The following is a 13,017-nucleotide window of genomic DNA, read 5'->3' as shown; positions in this document are numbered from 1 at the left end:
TCTACGATCTTCGCGTTTGCTTGTCGTCAGCTGCTCCATCAGATCAAGTTCGATCAAAAGGAGAGGTATTCGTCATGGCAATTTCCCGGAAGATCGCGACAGCGTCGGTCGCTGTCGCCGCACTCGCCGCCGCATTCGTCGGAACTCAGCAAGCCGCGGCCGATCCGATTTCGGGTGGCTGCTCCGGCGGCCGATTCAGTTACAGCACAAGCCCGCTCGGGATGACGGTCGCGCCCGCCACGGCCACCTGGGACGGCAACCTCACCGGCTGCACGGGTACGCCTGCGTCCGGAGCAACCGTGAGTGGCACCTTCGATGGACGCGGTAGCTGCGCCGATGTCGACGGTCAGATCGACGGCAAGGTCTACTGGGCCAATGGTGCGGTCAGCCGGATCAGCGGGCCGTGGCATGTGGGGGGTGGTGTCGGCAGTTCGATGTCCAACACCGTGATCATTACCGATGGCCCCGGTGCGGGCGGGCGCCTGGTGGTCGAACAGGGGCCGATCGGCAATGTTCTGGCCATGGCGGGGTCGTGTATCGCGGGCGAGGCCCGCGGTGCCGACGTGCCGATCCTCGCGGCGCGTTTCAGCTGAACCGATGAATAAAACGGGTACCGGGCAGTGCGCCCGGTACCCGTTATTTTCAGATAATTGCCAGCGGCTGGTGCACCGGCAAATTCAGAAGCAGTAGGGGAACTTGCAGGTCGACGGGTCGTTCGGACCGAAGATAAGCGCGATCAGCCCATTGATGACGGTGTCCGCAACGCCCGATCCGGTGTTGATCGCCACCTCCTGTGCGGTGGCCGGCTGCTCGACGGCGGTCACCTCGGCCGACGCCGTCGCGGGTGTGCTGATCAGAACACCGGCGGTAACCGCCAGCAGAACCTTCCGGATCATATTGCTACCTTTCGCTTTCGGCTCATTACATCCTGCAGCCTAGCCAGGACGTCGAGGGCAGCAGTCCCCGCCAGCGGTGGGTACGAATGCTGGTCCTGACATGGCACGTCGACCGCTCGAGCCGCGAAATCTATATCCCGGCAATACATTCGCACCTACGTCGAGGATCCGGGCCTCACCGGCACCACCATCGCCCATGCCCTCGGCTGGTCCCGCGCCGAATCCAGCTCGCCCTCCAGAACTCCGGCACCACGCCCCGCGAACTCATCAAAGAAAAACGCCTCCGCCTGGCCTATCTACGGCTGCGGAATCCGGCATACCGGCGCTGGAGCATTTCCGCCATCGCCCCGGGACTCGGCTTCGACTCGGCCAGCGCCTTCAGCACAGCCTTCCGCCAACGCTTCAACGCCAGGCCCCGCGACATCCGTCAAGGCTGAGCGGGGAACCTTTGCCCTGTTCGTTGTGCGCGGGGGCGCAGGTGTGAACGCTTGCGGCGGTGGCCGACTCGCCGGGTGCAGCGGCCGGTCGGTCGATGCATACTGGCGGCCGTGCAGTTCGGGATCCTGGGGCAGGTGGAGGTGCGGGGAACCGATGGGACTCCGGTCGCGGTGGGCGGGCCGCAAGTGCGGTCGCTGCTGGCGGTTCTGGTGTCGGAGGCCGGGCGGGTGGTGTCTCGGGATCGGTTGATCGACGACCTCTATGGACAGCAGCCGCCGGGCGATGCCGGGCATGCCCTGCAGTCCCAGGTGTCGCGGTTGCGGCGCGCGCTGCGCGCCGCGGGTGCCGATGGTCTCGTGGAGTCCTCGGCGGCGGGCTACCGGCTCGCGGTCGATCCGGAGATGGTGGATATGCATCGGTTCCTTCGGCTCGCCGAGGAGGGGCGAACCGCGTTGCGCGACCGGGATTCCCTTGCCGCTGTCGCGTTGCTCGACCAGGCCGCCGGTGTGTGGCGTGGCGCGGCGCTGGCCGACGTGCGCGACGCGCCGTTCGCCGCCGCGGTGGTCGCCCGCCTCACCGAGGCATGGCTGGCGGCCCAGGAGGATCGTGCGGAAGCCGCGCTGGCGCTGGGTGATCACCGGGCGGTAGTCGCTACGCTGCCAGAACTCGTTGCCGCACAGCCGCTTCGGGAGCGGGCCAGGGCGCTGCTGATGCGCGGGCTCTACGCCGGCGGGCGGCAGGCGGAAGCGCTGGAGCTGTTCGAGCACGGGCGGCAACTGCTCGCCGACGAACTGGGCGCCGACCCCTGCGCCGAGCTGACGCAGGCGCACTTGACGATCCTGCGTGCGGACACCGTCGTCGCTACCACGATGCGCCGCCTACCCGCCCAGCTCACCAGTTTCGTCGGCCGAGACGACGAGCTGGCGCAGGTCGCGTCGTTGCTTGCCCGGGCCCGCCTGGTAACGCTCACTGGTCCCGGCGGTACCGGTAAGACCCGGTTGGCGATGGAAGCCGGCGCTCGGGTTCGGGGCGAGGTTTGTTTCGTGGATTTGTCGCCGTTGGTGGACGGCGCACAGGTGGCGCCGGAGATTGCGGTGACGCTCGGTGGCCGCGCGAGCGGCGATCACGAGGATGCCGAAGCTCGGGTGCGTGCCATGCTCGCCGACCGGTCGCAGTTGATCATTCTCGACAACTGCGAGCATCTGGTGCTCGATGCAGCCCGGCTCGTGCACCGGCTGTTGCGTGACTGTCCGGGCTTGCGGGTGCTGGCGACGAGCCGGGAAGCCTTGCGTATCACCGGCGAGACCGTACTCGCGATCGGGCAGCTGCCGGTCGCGGCTGCCGAGGCGGCACTGGCCGACCAACTCGGCTGCACCGCGGTCCGCCTGTTCGCCGATCGTGCCGCTGCCGCGCGGCCGGGATTCACCGTCGACGCGGGCACGATCGCGGCGGTGCGGCGCATATGCGAGCGGCTGGACGGGCTGCCGTTGGCACTGGAACTCGCTGCCGCCCGGCTGCGCACTCTCGACGTCGGCGAGATCGACGCGCGGCTCGCCGATCGGTTCCGGCTGTTGGCGCGCGGGGATCGCACCGCCGAACCACGCCACCGGACCCTGCAGGCGGTGGTGGAATGGAGCTGGGACCTGCTCGAACCGTCCGAACGCCTGCTGGCGCGACGCTTCGCCGTCTTCGCGGGCGGGGCCACCGCCGCCATGGTCGCATCCGTTTGCGAGCTCGATGACGCCGACGAACTGTTGGACGGCCTGGCCGACAAATCGCTGGTGGAAGTGCACAACGGCCGTTACCGGATGCTGGAGACCATCCGGGCCTACGGCTTGGCACGGTTGACCGAGGCCGGCGAGCGCGAACGGTTGCAACGTGCCCTCGCCGGTTTCTCGACCGAGCTGGCCGAGCGGGCTGATCCGCTGCTGCGCGGCCGGGAGCAGCTCGGCTGGCTGGCGCGGCTGACGGCCGAGCACGACAACATGCAGGCGGCACTGCGCTGGGCGGTGAGCATGGATCCCGCACTGGCACAGCGGTTCATCGCCGCCCATGCGTGGCAATGGTGGCTGCGCGGTTACTGGGGGGAGGCCGTCGAACTGGCCGCCAAACTGCTGCCCGCACTCGACCCGGCGGCGGACGTCGAGGAATACGCCTTCTGCGTGGCGGTCGCCGCGCGTGCCAGAACCGGGTCGCCGGTGCCGGTCACCCGGGCTGCCGCGGCCCTTTCCACCATAGAAAGACCCTTGCGGCGACCACATCTGGTGTTCCTGCTGGCAACTGTCGGCGGGCTGCTGGACCTGCCGTCGCAGTGGCAACATGTGCTGTTCGGTCCTGATCGCTGGTCGCAGTCCTTCGTGCGGCTCGGTACCGGACTGCGACATCTCATGTCCGGTGCGCCACTGCTCGCCGAGCCCGAATTACGCTGTGCCCTAGAGGATTTCCGCGCTACCGGCGACCGGTGGGCAATCGCGACCACGCTCGACAAACTCGCCGCGGTCGCCGACTGGCGTGGCGAACGCGAGGCCGCCCTGGACCTCATCGACGAGGCCGTTGTCCTGCAGACCGAGCTGGGCGCCGGCGATGACGCCGCTGACCTGCTCAACCGGCGCGGTGACATCCTCGCCCGCGGGTCCGCCGCGTGTCGTGATGATGCGGGTGCCGCTTACCGCCGCGCCGCGGAACTGGCCCGCGCAACAGGCGCAATGGACATGTACGCGAACGCACTACGCGGGCTCGGCGATCTCGCCCGGGTGGCGGGTGACCTGTCCGTCGCCCGGGAGTACTACGACACCGCCATCACTGTGTCCGGCAACGACACGTTCGGCGCGGCCGAGGCCCGGGCCCGCAGCCTCATCGGATCGGGCTGGATCTGGCTCGCGGAGGCGAATATCGAGCGTGCGCGGGCGGCGCACCGCGAGGCGTTCGAACTGGCGCGCGACCGATCGCGGCCGGTGGCCGCGGCAGCGGTGGAGGGCATGGCCGGGATCGCGGTGGCACTCGGTGCGACGATGCGGGGCGCGCTGTTGCTCGGTGCTGCCGACGCGCTGCGCGGCATGCCCGGGGCGTGTGACGGTGCGGTGGCCGACACCGCCGCAAGATGCCGAGCCGAACTCGGTGAACCGGAGGTCCGTGCGGCCCTCGAGCGTGGCGCCCGATATTCGGCCGAGGAGGTCACCGAGTTGCTCGGTGAGTGGTGGTGAGCCGATGGTGAGGGCACGGTGATCGCGGTGTCCGACGCTGTGTGCATGACAACAAGGCAGCAGTTCACCAGCAAGACCGTCCTCATCTCCGGCGCCAGCGTCGCCGGGCCGGCGCTCGCCTACTGGCTGGCCCGCTACGGGTTCACCGTCACCGTCGTCGAACAGGCGCCGACTCTGCGCGAGGGCGGCTACAAGGTCGACATCCGTGGTGTGGCAATGGAAGTCGTCGACCGGATGGGGCTGATGCCGCAAGTCCGCGCAGCGTCTACGGCGATGCGGGGCGGCGCCTGGGTCGACGATGCGGGCAAGAAGCTGGCAACGCTCGGACCCGAACTCATCGGCCTGCGCTCACCCGGCGACGACGAGATCTTGCGCGGCGATCTCGCCCACATCCTGTTCGACGCCACCAAGGGCGAGGTCGAGTACCTGTTCGGCGACTCGATCACCGGCCTGGTGCAGCAGGCCGATGGTGTAACGGTGCGGTTCCGCAACTCCGCGCCACGTGTATTCGACCTGGTGATGGGGGCCGACGGCATGCACTCGGCGGTGCGCAGGCTGGCATTCGGGCCGACCGAGCAATTCGCCCGGCATACCGGCATGGCCGCCTGTGTGATCTCGGTGCCCAACCACCTGAACCTCGACCACTGGGAACTGGTGCATCCCACACCCGGGCGCGTGGTGCAGGTGTACAGCACCCAGCGGACAACGGCCAAGGCCCAGTTCATCTTCCAGGCGCCGGCACAACTACCGGACAGACGCGACCGCGCCGCCCAGCAACAGCTGGTGACCGACGCGTTCGCCGATGCCGGTTGGGAGACACCGAGTCTGGTGCGCGCAATGCCGGAATCCCCGGACTTCTACTTCGATTCGGTCAGCCAGATCGATCTCGATCGGTGGTCCGACGGCCGCGTCGCGGTCGTCGGTGACGCCGCCTACTGTCCGTCACCGCTGTCCGGGCAGGGCACGAGCATGGCGCTGGTCGGCGCGTATGTCCTTGCGGGCGAACTGAAAGCAGCCGCGGGAGACCACCTCGTCGCGTTCGATCGCTACCAGCGCGCCATGCAGGATTACGTCACCGAGAACCTGACGCTGGGCTGGAACAATGCCACCCAGATGGTGGCGGCCGACCGGCGTGCGATCCGGACCCAGACCACCATGTTGCGCATGCTGCGGCACATGCCGTGGAAGGGCCTGGCCCTGCGGCCGATCATCAAGCCGCTGGAGCGCGCGGCCAACGCCATCCGGCTAGCGGATTACTGACCCCGTCGTCCCCTGCGCTGTTCCCGACTGCGGGACCGTATCTCCAACTGGTGCGTGAGGAGTACCACCGATGAATTTTGTGTGGATCCGTCGTCGATATCTCTGAATACACCGACAGCGGTGGGCCTGTGCTGGGACCGTTCCAGCGCGGGAAGAAACTTATGGAGGCAACGATGAGCGTCGACAACCCTGCGCACGAGCAAACGGTCTGGACAGGTGAGCAAGGCGCAGTGAACAGCCCCAGGGTGTTGGTGGCGGGGGCGAGCATCGCGGGGCCCGCGCTGGCCCACTGGCTGCATCGGCGGGGGGCCGAGGTGACCGTGGTGGAGCGGGCACCCGAGCTGCGTCCCGGTGGGCAGGCGGTGGACGCGCGCGGGGTGACCAAGGAGGTCATCCGGCGAATGGGGCTCGACGCGGCGGTGCGCGCGGCCCGCACCGAGACCGCCGGCGCGTACACCGTGGACGCGGATGGGAAAGTGCTGGAGACCTATCGCGCGGACGACGACGGCGGCGACGGGTTCATCTCGGAGATCGAGATCCTGCGCGGGGACCTGTCCCAGGTGCTCTACGACGACACCCGCGACGGCGTCGAGTACATCTTCGGCGACCGGATCGCCGAACTCACCCAGGACGCGGACGGGGTCGATGTGGCCTTCGAGGGCGGTGACCGGCGGCGTTTCGATCTGGTGGTCGGGGCGGACGGGCTGCACTCGGCGCTGCGCGCGATGGTCTTCGGGCCGCGTGAGCGGTTCGTCCGCCATCTCGGGCACGTGCTGGCCTTCTACAGTGTGCCCAACGAGTTCGGGCTGGACCGCTGGCTGATCGACTACCAGGAGTCCGGGCGCTCCGCCGGGCTGCGGCCGATCCAGGACGCCACCCGGGCGATGGCCATGTTCTCCTTCCCCTCAGCCGACCTCGACGTCGACTACCGCGACGTCGCGGCCCAGAAGCGCCTGCTGCGCGAGCGGATGGCCGGCATGGGCTGGTTGACCCCGGGCATCCTCGCGCACCTGGACGACACCCCGGACTTCTACCTCGACCAGGTCGCCCAGGTGGTGATGGACCGCTGGTCGAGCGGACGGGTGGTGCTGCTCGGGGACGCGGCGTTCAGCTCGTCACCGATGTCTGGGCAGGGCACCGGGCTGGCCATGGTCGGCGCCTACCTGCTGGCCGGAGAGCTGGCCGCCGCCGGGTGGAACCCGGAAGCCGGGTTCGCCGGCTACGAGCGGCGGATGCGCTCGTTCGTCGAGGCCAACCAGGAGATCGGCCGGTTGAACGCGCGCAGCCGCGACGTCCCCGGGCCGGACGCCGAGCCGAACATCGATTTCGACAGCGAATGGTTCACCGAACTGGTCGGGCGTGCGATCAACGGCGTCGAGCTGCCCGACTACGCAGGGGTGCCGGACTCCGGAGCCCTGGCTGGACCGCCGATCACCTCGTCGGCCAAGCCGTAGGTGTCACATATCGTGTCGAGAGGGACGACGCTTCGGTAGGCCACCGCTACGTCTTGTCGCCGCTCGTTGCGTGGTGGAGCCGGCCGTGACCGACCGGCACCACGATGTCAGTGGGCGATGCCGCCGGTGGCCGGGGTACGGCCGTGCTTCATTACCAGCGCGAGCGAGAGGGCGAGCACCGAAGCGGCCGCGCAGACCCAGAAACCCAACTGATAACCGTGATCACCGAACAGGTCCGGCAGCGGGGTGGCCGGTTGGGCTTGCCCGCCGACGCTCACCAGGGCGCTCATGCCGTTGTTGTGCAGAAATGCGGTAACGATGGCCAGGCCGATCGCGACTCCCATGGATTGCATGACACCGAGCATGCCGAGACTGATGCCCTGTTGTTCCTGTGGAACCGCATCGACCAGCAGGATTGGCATGCAGGCGTAATACATCCCGAATCCGATGCTGAAGATCGAGTTCACGATCAGGAAGTTGGTGGTGGTCAGCGGCAGCACCGCGAAGGCGAGCCCTGCACCGGCGAAGATGAACAGGGCGGCAACCAGCGGCAGTCGGGCGCCGACGCGCTTGGCCAGCAGACCTGACACCGCGCCGAAGATCATGGTGATCACCGAGCCGAGCAGCGCGATCCGGAAGGCGAACTCGAGCAGGGTGTACCCACTGCCGTAGGTGTACCCGGGATCGAGGCTGACCTGCACGGCCTCGGGCGGCAGCACCCGACCCGTCATCTCCTGGATCTTGGCCAACGTGCCCTGCTGGACGCCGGTGACGACGGTCGGCTCGGGTGGGGTCTGGGCCATGTAGGCAATGGCGTAGGAGACGATGCCGATTTGCAGGGACGCGAAGAGCGCACCGGCAAGCACCAACGCGACGCGCGGATGGAACAGCAGTTTCATGTCCATGACCGGTGTCGAGACGCGTTTTTCGACAACGACGAACAGTACGAGCAGCGCGATGCCCGCGATCAGCCAGGCCAGCGTGGTCGGCCTCGCCCAACCCCAGTCATGACCCTTGTCGACGTAGATCAGGGTGAGCGCGGCGCCACCGGACAGCAGCGCGGCGCCGACGACGTCGATCCGCTCGGACAACCGCAGCTCGGATTCGGGCACGATCAGCCACACCATCGGCAGCAGCACCAAGCTGAACGAAGCGAGTACCCAGAAGATCGCACGCCAGCTGTAGTTGTCGACCAGGTAGCCGCCCAGGATCGGGCCCGCGATGGAGGCGACACCGAAACCGGTGGCCGTGAAACCGAGTGCGAGGGGCACCATGTCGCGCGGCATCAGGTCTCGGATGAGGCCGTAGGCGATCACCGCGGTCGCGATGGCGGTGGCCTGCAGGCAGCGACCGAACAGGAAGACGGCCCAGTTCGAGGTGGTCGCGTCGAGCACGCAGCCGATGACGAACAGCACACCGCAGATGAGGAACATCCGCTTCTTGCCCCACACGTCACTCATCTTGCCGATCAATGGAGACGCGGCCGCGCCGACCAACCCGAACACGATGATGGCCCAGTTGATGTTGGCCCCGACGCCGGGGAAGCTCGGCGCGATCTTCTGTAGTGCCGCCGCAACGATCGTGTACTGCATCGGGGCGATTTCGGAGAACAGGACGATCACCGTCAGAACCGTGAAAATCCTTGTGCGCGAGGCACCGTCGAGCCGACCGGTGTCATCGTCGTTGTCGAGTTGAGAGGTACTGGTGGACATGGCCACGCTCCGTTGTTCGGGAACTGCGTTCGAGATGGTCGATCAGAAGGGTCAGTAGATATAGGCGGTGTGGGGGAGATCGGCGACCGAGGTGCCTACCTGGACGGTGAACTCGCCGGGCTCGGTCTCCCAGCTGGCTGGTCCCCAATGCTGGAAGGCGCGCTCGGGCAAGGGGATCGCTACGGTCCGGGATTCGCCTGACGCCAGGGTGACGGCGGTGAAGCCGGCCAGCCAGCGGACCGGTCGATCCACGGCACTGTCCGGGCGTGAGAGGTAGACCTGGACGACCTGTTTGCCTTCGCGATCTCCGGTGTTGGTCACCGTGATCGAGACGGTGCGCCCTTCGACGACCAGATCGTCGGTCGACCAGGTCGTGTAGCCGAGGCCGTGGCCGAAGGGGTAGGCGGGTTCGGTCCCTGCCCGCAGCCACGCGCGGTAACCGATGTGGATGCCTTCGGTGTAGTCGAGGACGCCATCGACGGGTGTGGTGTTCAGGACCGGGACGTCGGCCATGGTCTTCGGCCAGGTGGTCGGCAGCCGGCCGCCGGGTTCGGCCGTGCCGGTGAGCACGTCGGCCAGCGCCGCGCCGAACTCCTGGCCCGGGAACCAGGCCAGCATCACCGCGGCGACCTCGTCGCGCCACGGCATCTCCACCGGCGCACCGGAATTCACCACCACGACGGTGCGCGGGTTCACCGCCGCGACGGCGGCGACCAGGTCGTCCTGACGGCCGGGCAGTCGCACGGAGGTGCGGTCGACGCCCTCGCTCTCGATCTGCTCGGTCGTGCCGACCACGACCACGGCCACCTCGGCCGCGCGCGCCAGTTCGATCGCGGCCGCGAACTCCTCGTCGTCAGCGCGCTGAGGCCGCCGGATACCGAGGGTCGCGCCGAGAATGATGCCGAGGCCGGGCATCGCCTCCTCGATGCTGGTCACGAGCCGTACTTCGACCTCGTCGCCGACGGCGAGGGTTCGGGTCACGTGACGTTGAGGCGGGTTGAGCAGCGCCGCGGCCGGATCGCCGGAATCCAGCGGCACGTTCTCGTCCAGTACGGTCTCGCCGTCGATGTCGAGCCGGATGTGGCCGACGCCGCCGAAACCGATCTGCCAGTCACCGGCCATGTCGGCCCGCAGGCGGGTGCGCATCTCGACCATGTTCGATCGTGCGGCCAGCGGTTCGCCGAGCAGCACGAGGCGGCTGGTGGTGCGGTGCTGGGTGCCGAGCACGGCGTCGTCTTTCAGGTACCGCGCGGATAGGCCCGGTTCGCCGGTCGCGGGATCGGTCATGATCGCCACAGGGGCCGGAATCAGGTCCTCGGATAGGTGGACGCCCGCGGTGTGGGTCAGCGGCAGCCGGCCGGTCAGGCCCTGCACCGGGGTGGTGGTGTGGCCGGGGATCACGGTCGCGCTGCCACCGCCGAGAAAGCGGGGTTCGCCCGCCGACGGGCCCAGCAGGGCGACCGCCGTGTCCGGTGCCAGGGGCAGGAGGCCGTCGTTGCGCACCAGAACCATCGCTTGCGCGGCGACCCGGCGGACCAGATCCTGTGCTTGCTCGTCACTGAAAACCGGTGTGGGCTGCGGGGTTCCGTCCAGGGCACCGACGCGCTGGGCGAAGCGCAGGATGCGGCGCACCTTGTCGTCGATGGCATACTCGGCGATCTCGCCCGCGCGCACGGCGGCGGCCAGCGGTTCACCCCACAGGTGCGGCGGCCCGGGCATGCACAGGTCGGTGCCCTGCGCCGCGCTCTCGGTGGTGCGGACTGCGGTCCAGTCCGAGACCACCACGCCGTCGAATCCCCATGTGCCTTTGAGTGGTTCGTCGAGCAGGGGGTTCTCGGTCATGGTGGTGCCGTTGACGGAGTTGTAGGCGTCCATGATCATCCACGCCCCCGCCTCGACGGTGCGCTCGAACGGGTAGAGGTACAGCTCACGCAGTGCCCGGTCGTCGACGCGGACGTCGACGGTGAAGCGATCGGTCTCGGAATCGTTGGCCACGTAGTGCTTCGGGCACGCGCTGACCCCGTGCGCCTGCACGGCCCGCACGTAGGCATGGGCCATCTCGGCGGTGAGTAGCGGGTCTTCGGAGAAGCACTCGAAATGCCTGCCGCCCAGCGGGGAACGGTGCAGGTTCATCGTCGGGCCGAGGACCGCGTAGACGTCTTTGCGGCGGGCCTCGGCGGCGATGAGGGCACCGATCTCGGTGAGCAGCGCCGGATTCCAGGTCGCGGCGATCGCGGTGCCCGAGGGCAGGCTCACCGACGGATCGCGCTCGTCCCAATTCTCGCCACGCACACCGGAGGGTCCGTCCGAGACCGGCATCTCGGCGAGGCCGATCGAGGAGTCACCGGCCATCCGGAACAGGCTCGCGCCGGAGATCAGTCGCAGCTTGCCGTCCAGATCCAGCTTGGCGAGTAGTTTCTCGATGTCGTCTTCCATGAAAAATGCAGCCTTTCGGTCAGCGGGTGATGGTGCTGGCTTGATCGGACCAGTGGGGGTTGTGCAGGAGCTCGCCGGTGTTGGCGAGGAACGCGCCGCGGGCCGCGGAATCGCCGCGCAATCGGTCCATGAACCAGGCGGTCAGGTAGCCGAGGTAGCGGTAGACGCCCTCGGTGCAGCTGAAGTTGGTGCAGTCCGGCTGGCCCTGGACGTCGTTGTGCTGGGCGCCGACCACCGCCGCGCGGGCCTTGGGTAGTCCAGGGGGCAGCGCGTCGTAGTACGCCTGCATCGACTGTGCCCCGATCAACTCCGGCGGGGCCGGCTGAGTCACGGGCGAGATGCCGTCGGCCGAACCGTTCACCAGCAGCACCGAACCCGAGCTCACCGCGGTGGGGTCGATACAGGCGCTCTGGCCCTCGACGGACGGCAGCGACGCGCAGACCGCCGACAACGGCATCTCGAGAGTCACCGCGGTGCTGACGGCGCCGCCACCGCGCGCGAGCGCGTTGATCGCGCCGAGACCACCCTGCGAATGCCCCGTCGCCCCGGCCCGGCCGGTGTCGATCTTGCCCCTGAAGATGCTGTTCGGGTCGCTGTTCTGGCGGGCCAGATACAGCACCGCGTCGAGCATCTGAATGCCGGTGCCGGTGTCGGTCCGGTCGGCGGCGATGACCACGAATCCCCACGACGCGAGGTGCGAGAGCAGATACGCGTATTCGCGAGGGTGGGCCATGGTGCCGTTGCCCCAGGTGATGACCGGATGGACGACGCCGCCCGCCCCGAGATCGGCCGGATACCAGATGTCGTAGCTGTCGCCGGTCGACGTGCAGCAGTCGACACCGGTCCGCTCGGCCACCGCCCAGGGGCCCGGCGCGTAATAGGTGGCTTCGACCTGGCCGGAGGGCTGGAAGGACGGTGTCGCCGCCCCCGGTGTCACCCCGGTCGCCGCGGCGACGAGCAGCGCGAGGAAGGTCAGCGCAACACGGGCGCCGTTGCGCGGGCGCCGATCGGACAAGACGAAGTTGTTGCTCACGATGTCGGACGATAGGGAGACAAATGGCTGCGCAAGGCGGGCAGCGCGGTCTTGCAGACTCGTTGCAGACACCCGCGTAGCAAAATACCGGCGACGTATTCTCGAAGCGATGAACGAGTCGGCCCGCACTGTCGCGGACCTCGCATGAGCGACCGCAGTGAGCGAGCAGTAGGTACAGCCGAGCCCTCGCTCGTGGCGGAGCCGAGCGCTAGCGAGGTGGAGTCATGAGCGAGCGCAGTGAGCGAGCAGTAGGTACAGCCGAGCCCTCGCTCGTGGCGGAGCCGAGCGCTAGCGAGGTGGAGTCATGAGCGAGCGCAGTGAGCGAACAGTAGGTACAGCCGAGCCCTCGCTCGTGGCGGAGCCGAGCGCTAGCGAGGTGGAGTCATGAGCGAGCGCAGCGAGCGAACAGTAGGTACAGCCGAGCCCTCGCTCGTGGCGGAGCCGAGCGCTAGCGAGGTGGAGTCATGAGACACCTTCTGTCAACCTCAGGCGGCGGTGAGGGCTGCTTGGGCGCGTTGGCGGTTGCTGAGGTGGGTGTTTTCGTCGTAACGCAGGCCGTGGGTCAGGCAGTGCCAGAGGACGTCG

At 68.2% G+C, this 13,017-nt stretch carries 9 protein-coding genes; 5 read left to right on the top strand and 4 right to left on the bottom strand.

Annotated elements, in window-relative coordinates; genetic code table 11:
• Nucleotides 1-74 precede the first annotated feature (74 nt).
• Nucleotides 75-593, top strand: a complete 519-nt coding sequence (locus ACIBI6_RS35580; protein ID WP_364347235.1) for a hypothetical protein — start codon at nucleotides 75-77, stop codon at nucleotides 591-593.
• 84 nt (nucleotides 594-677) lie between these two features.
• Here ACIBI6_RS35580 and ACIBI6_RS35575 read toward each other — a convergent pair whose 3' ends face one another.
• On the bottom strand, nucleotides 678-896 hold the full coding sequence (locus ACIBI6_RS35575) for a hypothetical protein (protein ID WP_364347237.1): 219 nt from the start codon (nucleotides 894-896) through the stop codon (nucleotides 678-680).
• Nucleotides 897-982: 86 nt separating this feature from the next.
• Here ACIBI6_RS35575 and ACIBI6_RS35570 point away from each other — a divergent pair, with 86 nt between their 5' ends.
• The 4 genes from ACIBI6_RS35570 (at nucleotide 983) to ACIBI6_RS35555 (ending at nucleotide 7,251) form a co-directional block, all read left to right on the top strand.
• Nucleotides 983-1,333: a helix-turn-helix domain-containing protein gene (locus ACIBI6_RS35570; protein ID WP_396959347.1), complete on the top strand. Its 351-nt coding sequence runs from the start codon at nucleotides 983-985 to the stop codon at nucleotides 1,331-1,333.
• A gap of 111 nt (nucleotides 1,334-1,444) precedes the next feature.
• The gene (locus ACIBI6_RS35565) at nucleotides 1,445-4,537 is read left to right on the top strand and encodes a BTAD domain-containing putative transcriptional regulator (protein ID WP_396959345.1); all 3,093 of its coding nucleotides are present in this window, start codon (nucleotides 1,445-1,447) and stop codon (nucleotides 4,535-4,537) included.
• A 45-nt stretch (nucleotides 4,538-4,582) separates the two neighbouring features.
• Nucleotides 4,583-5,797, top strand: a complete 1,215-nt coding sequence (locus ACIBI6_RS35560) for an FAD-dependent monooxygenase (RefSeq protein ID WP_396959343.1) — start codon at nucleotides 4,583-4,585, stop codon at nucleotides 5,795-5,797.
• A gap of 173 nt (nucleotides 5,798-5,970) precedes the next feature.
• Entirely contained in the window at nucleotides 5,971-7,251 is a 1,281-nt protein-coding gene (locus ACIBI6_RS35555) for an FAD-dependent monooxygenase (protein WP_396959341.1), read from the top strand.
• Between the two features lie 107 nt (nucleotides 7,252-7,358).
• On the opposite strand, the gene ACIBI6_RS35550 is transcribed toward ACIBI6_RS35555, so the two are convergent.
• Genes ACIBI6_RS35550 through ACIBI6_RS35540 form a run of 3 tightly spaced genes read right to left on the bottom strand, consistent with a single transcriptional unit; the run spans nucleotide 7,359 to nucleotide 12,432 of the window.
• On the bottom strand, nucleotides 7,359-8,963 hold the full coding sequence (locus ACIBI6_RS35550) for an MFS transporter (protein WP_396959339.1): 1,605 nt from the start codon (nucleotides 8,961-8,963) through the stop codon (nucleotides 7,359-7,361).
• A 51-nt stretch (nucleotides 8,964-9,014) separates the two neighbouring features.
• On the bottom strand, nucleotides 9,015-11,399 hold the full coding sequence (locus tag ACIBI6_RS35545) for a beta-glucosidase (RefSeq protein WP_396959337.1): 2,385 nt from the start codon (nucleotides 11,397-11,399) through the stop codon (nucleotides 9,015-9,017).
• 19 nt (nucleotides 11,400-11,418) lie between these two features.
• Entirely contained in the window at nucleotides 11,419-12,432 is a 1,014-nt protein-coding gene (locus tag ACIBI6_RS35540) for a hypothetical protein (protein ID WP_396959335.1), read from the bottom strand.
• Between the last annotated feature and the right edge of the window lie 585 nt (nucleotides 12,433-13,017).

Source organism: Nocardia sp. NPDC050412 (genome assembly GCF_044458825.1).
Lineage (GTDB): Bacteria > Actinomycetota > Actinomycetes > Mycobacteriales > Mycobacteriaceae > Nocardia.
The sequence above is the reverse complement of the archived record's forward strand: the minus strand, read 5'-3'. Positions and strand labels throughout refer to the sequence as shown.